Source organism: Vibrio ouci (assembly GCF_004551525.1).
Taxonomy (GTDB): Bacteria; Pseudomonadota; Gammaproteobacteria; order Enterobacterales; family Vibrionaceae; genus Vibrio; species Vibrio ouci.
Genome location: NZ_SATR01000002.1, coordinates 178078 through 192253, shown reverse-complemented (window position 1 = coordinate 192253; position 14176 = coordinate 178078). Strand labels below are relative to the sequence as shown.

Sequence of the window (14176 nt, the reverse complement as noted above, 5' to 3'; positions counted from 1 at the left end):
GACGAAATAAAAAAGTTAGCCAGAATCGGATATCTAACTCTTTTCACTCTTGCTTAACGAATTATTTTCATTCACATTGTCGTTACAAAAAGAAGGATGCATTATGAGTTCAGCAAGTTTTCTACGATTGATCTGCCTTGCCGCTATATGGGGGGGATCATTCCTATTTATGCGTATTGCCGCCAATACTTTTGGCCCTGCTTATCTTATTGAATTTCGTGTAGGCTTTGCTGCAATCAGCCTACTTATTGTCTCTCTATTTCTAAGAAAGCGTCTCGCTTTTAGGCAAAACTTTCGACACTTTATGATCATAGGTCTTTTTAACACCGCACTGCCGTTTCTTCTTTTTGCTTACGCGGCGCAAACGCTCAATGCGTCCACATTGTCGGTACTCAATTCGACTGCCGCTATTTGGGGCGCGCTAATCGGCATTTTCTGGCATAAGGCGACCCTCACACCAAAAGCGAGTGCAGGTATGCTCATTGGCGTTGTGGGCGTTATTACCTTGGTCGGCGTAGATGCGATTAATATTGGTTTCAATGCTGCCCTACCAATTTTTGCAGGGGTCATGGCGGCTTGTAGCTATGGCATCGCAACCAATTACACTAAAACAGCACCCAAGATTGCGTCATTTGATAATGCCCATGGCAACATGTGGGCTGCGGTGTTGATCATTTTACCACTACTGCCTTTTATCCCGATGCGGGGAGAACCAACCCAGCACGAAATCCTCGCCGTTATCGCGCTCGGTGTGATCTGTACTGGCGCAGCATATTTACTTTACTTCCGCTTAGTCGCCGACGAAGGCGCAGCGTCAGCACTGTCTGTCACCTTTTTAATACCTGTATTCGGTATTCTTTGGGGGTGGCTAATTCTTGATGAGCCTATTGGTTGGAATACCATAATTGGCACCACATTGGTGCTGTCAGGCACCATGATGGTGACGGGCTTTTCTCCAAGTCGCCTATTCGCTCGTAAGATGGCTGCAGAGCAGCCTTAAATTGGGGGGTCAAAGCACCAACGTCATAAACTGGCTATTGGGATCCTCAGCATAGTCAGCAAAAGGGGCACAATATTCGAAACCATGCTTCTCGTATAACGCTCTCGCGGGCGCAAAGTACGTCATTGAGCCCGTTTCTAAACTGATTTTAGTCATGCCTTGCTGGCGGGCATGCTCTAAAACAGGCGCAAAGTACGTCATTGAGCCCGTTTCTAAACTGATTTTAGTCATGCCTTGCTGGCGGGCATGCTCTAAAACATGACGTAGCATAGTCGAGCCAACTCCCTTTTTCCTTGCTAGCGTCGTGGTGCGCATTGACTTCAATTCACCGTGATCATTCGTTAACGCTTTTAGCGCCACACATCCTAGCAATTGCTCTCCCTGCCAACTGCTCCAAAAAGTGACTGAGGGCTCTTTGAGACCTGACACGTCTAACGCATGCACACTTTCCGCAGGCGATGTTGCATTCATATCCTCTAGGTGTTCACGCAATAAATCCAGAACTGCCGAATCTTCCAAGCGATCTTCAATTATCTTCATATTTCCCTCCGCACTATTTGCAATGGGAACAGCAAACAATATGCCAATTCTAATTCGCTCATTGTTCGAGAATGTAATACCACTATACATCGTCACCAACACCAATATAGATCACATATATTAATCCAACACGACAGACTGTTACATGTATATGAGAACCAAGTCAGGTAAATTTGAGTTATATTTCGATACATTTGTCATCACTAAATTACATAGTTACGACCAAATCACTCAACCAACGGATTGAAATATGAAAGAAGTTGAATTTCGTACTATAGATCGCCTGTTTATTAAGATGTCGATAAACGACAAGATCTGGGTCATTTTCTCGCTGTTTTTGATTGCTGTTACTGCTCTCGCTGGTGGGCGTTACTATCAAGCAATCAACAATATTGAGGCACAAACGATTGTCGCTGCAGAGCAATACCTCGCTGGCATATTGACTCACTCCGATAGCAGTGCGATTGCAAATAGCAGCCAAATCGCAACCGTGTCGCAACCCAGCGAACCAAGTTATCGACAAGGCGTTGCCGTGGTATCAGCGACGCATTCCAGTGGGACAACCTATCAACTGGCTTTCACCAATCCAAATATCGAAGAGCTAGAATCTCAGGCTTTAATCACTTTCGCTCTAAGCTATCTATGGGCAATTCCATTTGCGATTTTCTGTTACTGGGTGGCTACTTTCTTAGGTGGCGCACTGTGGGTTCTCTACACAACGACACAGCGCATTGGTGAAGGTGATTTAACATCACGCCTTGGTTTCCACCCAGGCCGCGACGAGTTTGGCACCATTGGCTGCGCGCTCGACAAAGCAATGGATACACTGACCGATCTAGTTGTCACCGTCAAAGACAATGCAGCAACATTGAGCGATACATCGTCTTCATTTGAGCAAGAGATGAAGCTAAGTGAGACCCAAATCAGCCATCAATATGCCTCTCTTGATTCAGTAGCGACGGCAATGGAGCAAATGACGGCATCGGCAAAAGAAGTATCAAGCATTTCTCAACAAGCAACTCAGCAAACCGAAAACGACTCTGATCATATCGAAAATAGTCATCATCGTGTCCAGTCTGCCATCAATGAAATTGGCAAGCTTTCCGACTATATTGGCCAAGCTTCCCAGTCGGTTTTAAGCTTGACCGATAACACGACCCAAATTAATGAAGTGATCACCACCATCAACGCCATTTCTGAGCAAACTAACTTACTAGCACTTAACGCCGCAATAGAAGCAGCTCGTGCAGGTGAACAAGGGCGTGGCTTTGCGGTAGTTGCGGATGAAGTTCGAACCCTAGCAGGTAGAACTCAAGCTGCGACGGTCGAAATTCAATCGATGATTGAAAAGCTTCAGTCTGAAACTCGTAGTATTTCTTCAATCACCGAACAAACCGTAAGCCAAGCGAAAACAAGTAGTGAGCTAGTCGCGAATATTGGCAGTGATGTTCAAGCGATTTCCGAGTCTGCCAAAACGCTTATGGATATGAGCATTCAGATCTCAACTTCGGCGGAAGAGCAAAGCTCCGTCGCCAATGGCATCGCCTCTGAACTCAGCGATATAAGAACCCAATCAAACACGATTAGAAGCGTTGCCGAACAGTCGTCTCAAGGCATAGCGAACTTGAGCCAAGCATCTCAATCACTTGCGGATGTACTCAAGCAATATCGAACTTAACTCTCGAAAATTAGGGCCTGCGGGCCCTTTTTTATTGCTCAGTAAAAAGGTACACCCAAACCTATCGCCATAACTATACTTAAGTTAATTTCTAAGGTGGGACAAGGATGACGCAATGAGCACCTTATTACTTTACGTATTATTACTGAGCAACCCTGATTCTGGACAGTCCAGTTCTATTCCTTTGAAGTGTGAGCTTTTACACTCCGCCGACACGTATTGGTTTTACAAAGAGCAGCTCGTATTCCAAAGCGATCAGTTTATTATTTTACAAAACTTTAAGGGCAGAACCGTCACTCAAGTCGATATGAAAACCGGGGAACTGATTAGAACCACTTATATCGGTGAGCCATACGATCCTAAATATCAAATCTTGCTCGGTAAATGCTTTAATGTTGAGCACACACTCAAAATGTGGCAGTTAGATGATGTCCCTTATGACAATTAACACCGACGTTGTTTATATTTTGCTAAAGAGATTAGATGCACACAGATCACAAGTTATTAACATTTAGCACCTACTGCGCCGCCTTTGAATTAGTATATTTACTCGATTCAAAGGAGAACTATCATGGACGAGTTACTTAATGACTTTCCAATCACGACGGAAATTGAAGTGGCATGGGGAGAAATGGACGCATTACAACACGTAAATAATGCCGTCTACTTCCGGTATTTTGAAACAGCTAGACTCGACTACTTCAAGCAAATCAACTTGCTAGTCAATCTAAAAGAGAGCCACATTGGACCCGTTTTAGGCCATACAGAATGTCGATATAAGCTGCCAGTCACCTACCCTGATACTCTTTTAATTGGTTCCCGAGTGAGCGACCTACAAGATGACCGCTTTACCATGGAATACCAAATCGTCAGCCAAAAACTGGGCAAAGTCGTAACAGTAGGAAGTGCGACATGTGTGATGTTTGATTTTAAAAACCATACTAAAGCGCTAATCCCTGAGCAGATAAGCCAAGCGATTATCAATACTGAAGAAACGTGAGGCCTGTTGCCTCACTTGACGATAAATCAGAGGTAACGTTACCAACCGCGTAAGAATAACGATTATTTCTGTGGCTGTAGGGGAACTTACACGTCCGCACAGAGTTTGTTATGTCACAACTTCAGTCAGATGTTATATACTCCCCGCTTAGTTAATAACCTCATCAAAATTCTCAATGAACAAGAGCTTAATTACCAATATCATTGCGCTTGCGCTGTTAGCAGTTGGCTATCAGGCTGGTAACCAAATCGCCTTTTACGCAGGTCTATTTGCCTTTTCTGGTGCCATCACCAACTGGCTTGCTATTCACATGTTGTTTGAAAAGGTTCCAGGACTGTATGGTTCTGGCGTCATCCCTGCGCGATTTGAAGAATTTAAAGCAGCGATAAAGAACTTAATGATGGAACAGTTTTTTACCCAAGAAAACATCGACAAGTTTTTAAGCAAAGAAATGGTAGGCGGTAAGACACTAAATCTAGAGCCTGTGATTGAGAAAATCGATTTCAACCCAACCTTCGACTCTTTGGTCGAGGTTATTGCTAACTCTCAGTTTGGCGGAATGCTAGCGATGTTTGGTGGCACCGAAGCACTAGAGCCTCTCAAGCAGCCGTTTGTTGAAAAAATGCAGGCCGCAATTGTCGATATGAGTCAGAGCGATACAATCAAAGATGCACTAAAAGAGCAATTTGAAGCACCAGCGATGATGGACGAAATAAGAACGAACGTTGAAAACATCATTGACCAACGCTTGAATGAGTTGACTCCTCGTCTAGTCAAAGAGATGGTGCAGAAGATGATCAAAGAGCACTTGGGTTGGCTAGTCGTCTGGGGCGGCGTGTTTGGTGGCTTAATCGGTATTGTGTCATCCTTCATCGCTTAAGCATGACGATAACTAAAAAGGGAAGCGCATCGCTTCCCTTTTGCTATAACTTGCCAATCAAATCAGCATTTACCCCAAAGCTGGTTTTATGCTCTTCGATAACCACCTCACTGCGTGTTTGGATAACACCAGGTAAGGTACCAAGCTTGGTCGACATGAAATTCTGATACGCTTTCATATCTTTCACCCTCACCTTAATCATCGTATCGAAGTCGCCAGATAGAGAGTAACACTCTTCAATCTCAGGCATATCTGCCACAGCCTCAGCAAATTTTTCGAAAATAGAGAAACTGGTCTGGTCGAGACGAATATGGATAAACACTTGCACATCTAAACCCAACTTTTCTGGATTTAACTCGGCGTGATAACCTTTGATGTAGCCTTCTTTTTCTAATCTTTTGACTCGATCAGAGCAAGGAGAAGTGGTTAAGTTAACTTGTTTTGCTAACTCAACAATAGGAAGTCGACCTTTCAGATTTAAGGCACGGAGAATTTCGCGGTCGATTCTGTCTAGTTCCATTGACGACTCATAAGTAGATGTGAGTATAAGACACTATATTAAAATAAAAGTGCGGCTGTACTTACATCTGCGCCAAAATTAACAAGAATTTTGTGAAGGTTAAGCGATTTTCACGCCAGAGAATGCACCTTGCTGCGGTGAGACAAGGTCAGATTTAGCATTGCAAGCGCGGCAATAAGCGTGCTTTTCCATTTTGACGTAGTGGTCGCCTTTAAACACGGTCGAAAAAAAACAAGCCATCGATTTAAGCACCGAATCATGCTGCTCCTCACAACGTTTCAAAACGATCTTATGTGGGGTGTTTTTATTGCAGCAGTGGCAGTGCATTTGAGGCATTTTTCTCTCTCCGGCTGAATCAGGGTTCCTGATAATTGACATATTATGTAAGGGAGAGTTCCCGACCTTCATACTTTAGTTCAGAAACTGTGACATCTGTTCAATTAATAACCTCACCCCTCTAAAAAAGTGCGCTAGGGAACCGAGTAGTAAATACAACAAAGCCCCGCTAGGCGAGGCTTTGTATAACGACTCATTATGATTTAGTCGAGTTCAGCTAACTGCTTTTTGAATGTTGCATGCTGAGATTTGACAGTCGATTCTGGCTCACCTGTCATCAAGCTAACAACAACGATTGATAGCGTTGACAAGATGATCCCTGGAACGATTTCGTATACATCGAACCAACCACCAGAAAGCTGCTTCCACACTACGATTGTGATACCACCAACCAGGATACCTGTTAGCGCACCATTGCGGTTCATACGCTCCCAGTACAAGCTAAGAACTAGCGCAGGACCAAATGCCGCACCAAATCCAGCCCAAGCATAAGACACTAGACCAAGTACTGAGCTATCTGGCGTCATCGCTAGAATAAGAGCAACGATTGAAATACCAATAACGGCGATACGGCCGACCATTACAATTTCTTCCGACGTCGCATCTTTCTTAAACACTTGCTTATAAAAATCCTCTGCCAATGCAGAAGAAGAAACAAGTAACTGAGAATCCGCCGTACTCATTACCGCCGCTAGAATCGCAGCCAGAAGAATACCTGCAACCACTGGATGGAATAATGAATTCACTAGCAGCATGAAGATTTTTTCACCATCATCCACGCTGATACCTGAATTGTTCACATAGATCAGACCAACTAGACCAACAAGCATTGCGCCAACCATAGACAGACCTGTCCAGATAACTGCGATGCGACGTGCTGTCGTTAGATCGCGGTTTGAACGTGATGCTTTAAAACGCGCTAGGATATGTGGCTGACCAAAGTAACCTAGACCCCATGCAACCAATGAAATGATTGCAATCGCGCTCAAAGGTTCTCCTTTTGAGTCATTCCATAACGTCAGAAGTTGAGGGTTGATAGCCGAAAGATCGTTACTTAGTTGGCCCAAACCGCCTTCCATTGCCGTGATAGGGACAATAAGAAGCGCCGCTGCCATCAGTAGACCTTGAACCAAGTCAGTCCAAGATACCGCTAGGAAACCACCAAACAATGTGTAAGAAACAACACAAACTGTGCCAATAATTACCGCGGTGGTGTAATCAAGACCAAAGACCGTTTCAAATAGTTTTCCGCCTGCAACCAAGCCCGAGCTGGTATAGAAAAGGAAGAAGAGAAGAATGAAGAAAGCAGAAATTACCTGAATCATCTTTGAGTTGTCGTTAAAACGACGAGATAAGAACTCTGGTAGAGTTAACGCGTCCGTTGTGATGCTGTACGTACGTAGGCGTTTCGCTGTGATTAACCAGTTCAACCAAGTGCCCACTAGCAGGCCACCCGCAAGCCAGAAAGCTTCAATACCAGCCGCGTAAGCATAGCTAGGCAAGCCTAATAACAACCAACCACTCATATCCGATGCACCTGCTGAAAGCGCTGCCGGCCAAGGGCCTAACGAACGACCACCTAAGAAATAGTCACTTGAGCTTTTCGTTCGTTGATAAGCAATAACGCCAATTGCAAGCATCAGAATCAGATACGCAATAAACGTGGTTGTAATAGCAAAGCTATTTTCCATTTGATTTGTCCTCTTTTAAAAGATCGCCTTCCCTGAATGCCCTCTTACGAGGGCAAGTCATTGAAGATTAGTGAGTTTCAGCGCCAAGTTCTAACAAGGTCGCATTACCGCCCACTGCTGTTATATTTATAGTTCTAGTACGTTCGGTAATGAACCTAAGCACTAAATGTGGATCGTGAGCGACAGGTATGCTCACAAGATCCGTTTCAGACGTTAAGTTAACGATCGCGCCTGAACGTTTTGCCAATTGTCGGTTGATACTCCTTTCAACCTCAGGGTTACCTACATAACCCACACTGCGTACATCTGAATCGAGAAGCTGATGGTAAGCATCTAAAGCAGCAAACTGTACTAAGTTGGTAGGAAGTGAAGACTGCACGTACGCAGACTCCAATGCTTGGCTAAACTCTGTATCATCACTGCACAAGATGACGCTATTACCTGAGATAAGCGCAGCCGTTAGCTGAGCCATAACAGCATATGTAGCTTGTTCTTGAGAGCTGTCTTGAATCACTAGAGCAACACCACGTCCTGCGGTGTATAGTTCGTTAGTCTCCCCAGTTGGACCAATCAATTGATGCGTTTCCGCTAGCAGCGCGGACGCTTGCTCAATATGATAAGAAACAACAGAAGCTAACTCAGGCTCTACTTGCTGTAAGGCCTGTTTAAAAGCGAGCAAACACTCACTCTTAGAATCAAAATTGGTTAGATTCCAGTTTTCCCACGCTGAGAAAGCATCAGAAAAACGTGTTACTTGATGAACCATACTATTTCTCCTTGCTCACTAATTAAGAAAACTGCATTTGAGTAAAACGGTATAAATAATGAGGACCACCTGCTTTCGGTCCTGTTCCAGAAAGTCCTTGCCCACCAAATGGTTGTACACCGACCACCGCTCCAACTTGGTCACGGTTGATATAGCAGTTACCCACTCGAGCGTGCTTTTCGATCCAGCGATAAGTCGTTTCATTACGGCTATGAATGCCCATCGTTAAGCCAAAACCTGTGTGGTTTATCTGCTCAACGATTTGCGTCAACTCACTTGCCTTAAATCGTACGATATGAAGGATCGGGCCAAACTGCTCTTCTTTAAGGCTTGAAATATCGCGGATTTCAAACGCTGTTGGGGCAACAAAATCCCCATTTGCATGCTCTTCTGTTAGAACCAATTGAGCCACTTTTTTCTCGCTGCTTGTCATCGACTCAATATGCGCTGATAACTTCGCTTTTGCAGTTGCATCAATGACTGGCCCAACATCCGTTGAATGGAGGTAAGGCTTGCCAATGCTCAGCTCCTGCATTGCGCCTTGAATCAAAGCAACAATGCGATCTGCAATGTCTTCTTGTACATACAGCACACGCAGTGCACTACAACGCTGACCTGCAGATGCAAATGCAGAGCGAATGACGTCACGTACCACTTGCTCTGGCAAAGCAGTACTATCAACGATCATCGCATTCTGGCCGCCTGTTTCAGCAATAAACGGTACAGGCGCTGCGTCACGCTCGGCTAAGGTTTGATTAATTCGTTGAGCTGTCGCAGTAGAACCTGTGAAGGCCACACCCGCAATGGCGGGATGAGAGGTCAATGCAGAGCCAATTTCTGCGCCGCGCCCAGTAAGTAACTGAATGCTACCTACTGGGAAGCCAGCATCTAGCATCAATTCAACCGCGCGCGCAGCAATCAGCGTCGTTTGTTCAGCAGGTTTTGCCACAACTGTATTACCGGCAACGAGCGCCGCTGTTACTTGGCCTAGGAAAATAGCCAGTGGGAAGTTCCATGGGCTAATACACACAAACACACCGCGGCCCTGACGGGACACATTACGTTGCTGGCCATCAAAGCCTGTTACTGACAATTGGCCAAGTGCGTCCACTTGTTTTGCGTAGTAACGACAGAAATCGACCGCTTCACGTACTTCATCAATGCTGTCATGAATCGTCTTACCCGCTTCTTGGTGACACAAGGCAACCAACTCAGCTAAATGCTCTTCAAGAAGGTCAGCTAAAACCTCAAGTTTTTCGGCGCGAACTTGTGATGGCGTGTTACTCCAATCAGCAAAAGCGGTATCTGCACCTTCAATCGCCTCGGAAACATGATCAAGGGTTGAAAAAGCCACCTGACCGACATTGATGCGGCGATCATAAGGCGCCGTTACTGGCTCAACATTCAAGTTTGCCTTGATCATGCTTTCGGCGTGGAACTGACCATTAATGATAGGGCCTGCGGTCCATTCTTTATCAAGGAAGCTCTCCACTTCATGTTCAAATGGCTTTGCTTCACTTTCGATGTCTACGTTGACACCAACCGAATTCTTACGCTCAGGGAAAACCGCTGGAGGTAATGGAATCTGCGCATTATTTAGCGTATCGAATGCATTTAGCATATCGACCGGATGTTCAGTTAGCGTTTCTACCGGACAACGAGCATCGACCAAACGGTGAACAAACGAGCTGTTCGCACCATTTTCCAAAAGGCGACGCACAAGGTATGGCAACAGATCTTTATGGCTACCAACTGGCGCATAAATACGTACAGATTGCTGATACGCTTCCATTGCATGGTTGTACAGTGAATCACCCATGCCATGTAGGCGTTGGAACTCAAATTCTTTATGGGCAGCCATCACTGCAATCGAGGTCACTGTCTGGGCATTGTGGCTCGCAAACTGAGGGAAGATATTGCCGCGAACATTTTCACTCAGTAGGAAACGAGCGCAGGCAAGATACGCAACATCGGTGGCTTCTTTACGAGTGTAAACGGGATAATCGCTGTAGCCAGCTTGTTGTGACCACTTAATTTCACTATCCCAGTACGCCCCTTTTACTAGACGTAGAGGGATCATATCGCCCTGCTGTTTGGCTAACCCATTCAGCCAAACCAGAACAGGTAATGCGCGTTTTGAATAGGCTTGAACTACTAAGCCAAACTTACCCCAACCTTGGACAAGTTCACTGCGATATACCTTCTCAAACAACTTCAAAGAGAGCTCTAAACGGTCAGCTTCTTCGGCATCGATGGTAATCGCGACATCCAGCTCTACCGCACGGCGCAGTAGCTGCTGTAACGTATCGTATAATTCAGTCAGTACGCGTTGCTCATTGGCGACTTCATAACGAGGATGAAGTGCAGACAACTTAATAGAAACCGAAGGTGCAGGACTCTTATCTTGAGCGTAATCATCTCGACCGACTGCTTCAATGGCCATCAAGTAATCTTTGAAGTACTTGTTCGCGTCCGCTGTTGTTAGCGCTGCTTCACCCAACATGTCGTATGAATAGGTGAAACCTTTGTCACGCATTGCACGACCGTTCTTTTGCGCTTCAGCGATGCTACGACCCAATACAAATTGGTGACCCATCACCTTCATGGCTTGGTGCATCGCTTTACGAATCACTGGCTCAGACATTTTGTTGACTAAGCGATTCACTGCGCTAGCAGGACTTTGAGATTCATTTTCAGATAAACCCACGACTTTACCTGTTAGCATCAGCCCCCAAGTCGAAGCATTCACAAACACAGAGTCAGAATTTTTCAGGTGTGATTTCCAGTCGGCTACCGTCAGTTTGTCACGAATAAGTGCATCTGCAGTTGCCGAGTCTGGGATGCGCATTAACGCTTCAGCCAAACACATCAGCAAAATACCTTCTTGGGTATCCAAGCTGTATTCGAGTAGCAAGGCATCAATCATTTGGATTGATTTTTTATCCGCTCGAATGGCTTCGATTAAGCGAGTGGTTTTATCCGCTATCTGAACTTTTTCTTCTTCGGTAGGTACGGCTAGTGGCAGAAGTTGCTCAAGCCATTGTGATTCGTCCACCATATAAAGTGGCGAGATCAACGACCAAAGTTTATTAAGCGGCTGCTCAACAAACTCAGCGTTCAACACATCAGTCGCTGTAAACATGCGTTTTCCTCAATCTCACACCTGAAATCATTCCAGGTTTCTACAATGGCTTGCAGTGTATTTTGAGCTCGAGAAGATTACTTGTCAAAAACTCCGAGTTTTTTGCTAAAAACTCTGATTATTAACAAAACAAAAACAGAGTCACACTCAAATAGGCAATATAATATATGGTTACCGTTATACAATTTAACCGAATTGTTTCTTATATTGTGAGGGCGACATCCCTTGGAGACGAGAGAAAGTATGTGTGAAGGCGCTTTGTCCTGAGAACCCAGTGAACTCAGCGACCTGACCTAATGTGAGATTACCTTGCTCGATAAGGTTCTTAGCCATATCGATACGCTTACCTAATACATACTGATGAGGAGTGATACCCATTTGATCTTTAAACAGAGAATGGAACTGGCTTTCACCTAAGAAAATGCTACCCGCGAGCTGAGTCACCGAAATTTTCTGACTCAAGTGTTGCTCTATATAACGGTCAATCGCCTCAAGATCGAAACGCGACTCCTTGCGCACCGCCTCAAAAGCAGACATGTGACGCTGGAGCAAAGCCACTACCGTATCGTTACAAGCACGACTTAGAAGTAAGTCATCCGGGCTAGACTGCATTTCAGCCACTAACATTTGAATCAGCTTTTGAATCTGGCCATCGAGCTGAAAATAGGTTTCTTTCTGATTCAGTTCGTTAAGACGCTGGAGCATTAAAGGATCATCAGACGTCGCTAACGGCATGTTAAGTACCAATATATCCGACTGACCAACCACGCCACCAAATGCATGACCACTGCCTGAAGTCACAACGCACCCCTGACCTGGCCCGACTAAATTGCCATAGCCACTGACTTCAAACTCAGCCTGCCCCTTTAAACCAATCACAACTTGCGTGTAATTATGGTCATGGCATTCCATATAAGATGGCAACGTCACTAATTGAGCCGGACGAGGCGACAATTCTTTGGCAGTTTTTTGCTCATTCAGTGATTTTGGCGAAGGTGACATAACGGAACACAATTAATAAAGTCGTAGATATAGCCATGTTATACCAAAAGTGAAGTAACTCGAAATTCAGCAACAAATCAGCGACCATTTGCCGCTAACCTTGCGTGAAATCTCTTATGCAACTTCGAACCGAAGTGTTGAAAAAGTCATCATTTTGATACTGGGAAGAATGATCAAGCGCACATAAATTACGGCTTATGTCACTTCTATTCACTTAACTTAATCTCGATCTCCATTCTTTACTTGCATATTTCGTCATTGGGCAACAGAATCAGTATAGCTATGTAAGATTTATCTTTAGATCAGATAGTCTTAGCCGTACTAACTCTCATCATTGATTTGAGAGAAATGGAAAAAATAGACCCTTTTGAGGCACTGAAGACAGGGAGTGTCAAAAGTTTGTCTTTTCCCTTTGCTAAACGTGCATACGATGGATATGTGCACTTAGTTAAATTTTTACAAGTAATTTAAACGTCATATAGTTTGCAGGGAATTATGATCACACGTCGCATTCCAGCGCTTTTGCTTGCGCTAAGCCCGGTTTGGGTTACTACTTCGGTTTTCGCAGAAGAATCTGTTCAAGCAGATCCAGTCGCTGAAATCGAAAATAAATTAGAAAATAAAGAAGCAGAAATCAGCACTATGGCATCAGAGTATGACTCTGAAGCCGACCGTCTGCAGCAGCTTCAAAACGAAAACAGTAAACTAAAACGCAGTGAGCAAGAGCTAAACGCTAAACGTAATCGCACCAAATCTGCATTGGATAAGCAATATGGTCGCCTTTTAGATGATCCAGACATTGACTTAGTCTCTTTCCAAAAGGCTTATCAAGACGCTTGGTCTGAAGTAAAAGAAAATCAGTCTGAAATGCTTGAGAACCAACAAGCGATGACAGAAAGCAAAATGCGTCTATCGCAAGTTAAGCAGAAACAGACTCGCCTAAACAGCGAATACTCTTATCTTAAAGAGCAAAAAGTTGAAGCGCGCGTTAAACGATTAGAAGCAGAGCTACGTGAAAGTGATGTCCTAGAAACAAGCTATAAAACGACTTGTTCAGCGACAATGACGTTAGGTGAATGTACTAGCCAAGGTCAGTACTTAACCAAGCAAAAAGCGGTAAAAGCCTTTAAAGCGAAGTTAATGGACAACTTAACTGAATCGAACATTGCTAAGCAAAATGCAAAAGGCGTTCAACTGAACGTTCACGTTCAAGAGAGCCAAGTGATTCGTTCAGGCTTTGAAGGCAACAACAGCTACTTCACACAAATGCAATCTCAGCTTCAAGCTCGCCCTGAAGCGTCTGCAGCGTGTAAGCTGCTTAATGTCTCGACACGCTACTGTCTAAAAGGCAGTGATGCAGCAACGACTAAGAAGCAAGATAAAAACTGGGTAAACGTTACGGTTCGTTCTGACCAATACGAAGATAACGTCGTTATCAACGGTATTAACTACGGTAGCACACCAGTAGAGGTTGTTTTACCACGCGGTAAACACCAAGTGACAGTATCTAAAAACGGTTACCAAACATACAACCGCACCATTACTGTAACGTCAAACGATACAGTAATGGTTAAGCTACGTCCAAGTGGCTAACCGTTGAAATATCAACCGGTTTCACAAA

The 14176-nt window shown here is 44.5% G+C and carries 13 protein-coding genes; 6 read left to right on the top strand and 7 right to left on the bottom strand.

The features are described 5' to 3' along the window. The first annotated feature begins 103 nt into the window (after window positions 1-103). Window positions 104-1000: a DMT family transporter gene (locus ELS82_RS02495; RefSeq protein ID WP_134834082.1), complete on the top strand. Its 897-nt coding sequence runs from the start codon at window positions 104-106 to the stop codon at window positions 998-1000. A 9-nt stretch (window positions 1001-1009) separates the two neighbouring features. On the opposite strand, the gene ELS82_RS02490 is transcribed toward ELS82_RS02495, so the two are convergent. Beyond that, window positions 1010-1540: a GNAT family N-acetyltransferase gene (locus ELS82_RS02490; RefSeq protein ID WP_134834081.1), complete on the bottom strand. Its 531-nt coding sequence runs from the start codon at window positions 1538-1540 to the stop codon at window positions 1010-1012. Between the two features lie 250 nt (window positions 1541-1790). Between ELS82_RS02490 and ELS82_RS02485 the strand changes: the two genes are divergently transcribed. From ELS82_RS02485 to ELS82_RS02470, 4 genes are all read left to right on the top strand, one after another. Then, window positions 1791-3218, top strand: coding sequence for a methyl-accepting chemotaxis protein (locus ELS82_RS02485; protein WP_134834080.1), 1428 nt, complete (start codon window positions 1791-1793; stop codon window positions 3216-3218). 115 nt (window positions 3219-3333) lie between these two features. Then, the gene (locus tag ELS82_RS02480) at window positions 3334-3666 is read left to right on the top strand and encodes a hypothetical protein (protein ID WP_134834079.1); all 333 of its coding nucleotides are present in this window, start codon (window positions 3334-3336) and stop codon (window positions 3664-3666) included. A 123-nt stretch (window positions 3667-3789) separates the two neighbouring features. Further along, the gene (locus ELS82_RS02475) at window positions 3790-4218 is read left to right on the top strand and encodes an acyl-CoA thioesterase (RefSeq protein WP_134834078.1); all 429 of its coding nucleotides are present in this window, start codon (window positions 3790-3792) and stop codon (window positions 4216-4218) included. Window positions 4219-4393: 175 nt separating this feature from the next. Further along, window positions 4394-5098 (top strand): DUF445 domain-containing protein, encoded by a 705-nt coding sequence (locus ELS82_RS02470; RefSeq protein WP_134834077.1) that lies wholly within the window; start codon window positions 4394-4396, stop codon window positions 5096-5098. Between the two features lie 43 nt (window positions 5099-5141). Here ELS82_RS02470 and ELS82_RS02465 read toward each other — a convergent pair whose 3' ends face one another. The 6 genes from ELS82_RS02465 to ELS82_RS02440 form a co-directional block, all read right to left on the bottom strand. Then, complete coding sequence (locus tag ELS82_RS02465) at window positions 5142-5618, bottom strand: Lrp/AsnC family transcriptional regulator (RefSeq protein WP_053439692.1); 477 nt, start codon at window positions 5616-5618, stop codon at window positions 5142-5144. Between the two features lie 99 nt (window positions 5619-5717). After that, window positions 5718-5900, bottom strand: a complete 183-nt coding sequence (locus ELS82_RS02460) for a hypothetical protein (protein WP_341867162.1) — start codon at window positions 5898-5900, stop codon at window positions 5718-5720. 257 nt (window positions 5901-6157) lie between these two features. Then, entirely contained in the window at window positions 6158-7645 is a 1488-nt protein-coding gene (gene putP / locus ELS82_RS02455; protein ID WP_134834075.1) for a sodium/proline symporter PutP, read from the bottom strand. A gap of 67 nt (window positions 7646-7712) precedes the next feature. Then, the gene (locus ELS82_RS02450) at window positions 7713-8411 is read right to left on the bottom strand and encodes a 1-pyrroline-5-carboxylate dehydrogenase (RefSeq protein WP_134834074.1); all 699 of its coding nucleotides are present in this window, start codon (window positions 8409-8411) and stop codon (window positions 7713-7715) included. A 22-nt stretch (window positions 8412-8433) separates the two neighbouring features. Next, window positions 8434-11553, bottom strand: a complete 3120-nt coding sequence (putA, locus tag ELS82_RS02445; RefSeq protein ID WP_134834073.1) for a bifunctional proline dehydrogenase/L-glutamate gamma-semialdehyde dehydrogenase PutA — start codon at window positions 11551-11553, stop codon at window positions 8434-8436. 186 nt (window positions 11554-11739) lie between these two features. Continuing rightward, window positions 11740-12555, bottom strand: a complete 816-nt coding sequence (locus tag ELS82_RS02440) for an AraC family transcriptional regulator (RefSeq protein ID WP_134834072.1) — start codon at window positions 12553-12555, stop codon at window positions 11740-11742. 495 nt (window positions 12556-13050) lie between these two features. On the opposite strand from ELS82_RS02440, the gene ELS82_RS02435 reads away from it, so the two are divergent. After that, a complete protein-coding gene (locus tag ELS82_RS02435) occupies window positions 13051-14148 on the top strand; it encodes a PEGA domain-containing protein (RefSeq protein ID WP_134834071.1) in 1098 nt (365 codons plus the stop codon). The last annotated feature ends 28 nt before the right edge of the window (window positions 14149-14176 follow it).

Bases quoted from the DNA above. Each gene is read 5' to 3' on its own strand.
- ELS82_RS02495 (WP_134834082.1), top strand. From the start codon at position 104: ATGAGTTCAGCAAGTTTTCTACGATTGATCTGCCTTGCCGCTATATGG.
- ELS82_RS02490 (WP_134834081.1), bottom strand. From the start codon at position 1,540: ATGAAGATAATTGAAGATCGCTTGGAAGATTCGGCAGTTCTGGATTTA.
- ELS82_RS02485 (WP_134834080.1), top strand. From the start codon at position 1,791: ATGAAAGAAGTTGAATTTCGTACTATAGATCGCCTGTTTATTAAGATG.
- ELS82_RS02480 (WP_134834079.1), top strand. From the start codon at position 3,334: ATGAGCACCTTATTACTTTACGTATTATTACTGAGCAACCCTGATTCT.
- ELS82_RS02475 (WP_134834078.1), top strand. From the start codon at position 3,790: ATGGACGAGTTACTTAATGACTTTCCAATCACGACGGAAATTGAAGTG.
- ELS82_RS02470 (WP_134834077.1), top strand. From the start codon at position 4,394: ATGAACAAGAGCTTAATTACCAATATCATTGCGCTTGCGCTGTTAGCA.
- ELS82_RS02465 (WP_053439692.1), bottom strand. From the start codon at position 5,618: ATGGAACTAGACAGAATCGACCGCGAAATTCTCCGTGCCTTAAATCTG.
- putP (WP_134834075.1), bottom strand. From the start codon at position 7,645: ATGGAAAATAGCTTTGCTATTACAACCACGTTTATTGCGTATCTGATT.
- ELS82_RS02450 (WP_134834074.1), bottom strand. From the start codon at position 8,411: ATGGTTCATCAAGTAACACGTTTTTCTGATGCTTTCTCAGCGTGGGAA.
- putA (WP_134834073.1), bottom strand. From the start codon at position 11,553: ATGTTTACAGCGACTGATGTGTTGAACGCTGAGTTTGTTGAGCAGCCG.
- ELS82_RS02440 (WP_134834072.1), bottom strand. From the start codon at position 12,555: ATGTCACCTTCGCCAAAATCACTGAATGAGCAAAAAACTGCCAAAGAA.
- ELS82_RS02435 (WP_134834071.1), top strand. From the start codon at position 13,051: ATGATCACACGTCGCATTCCAGCGCTTTTGCTTGCGCTAAGCCCGGTT.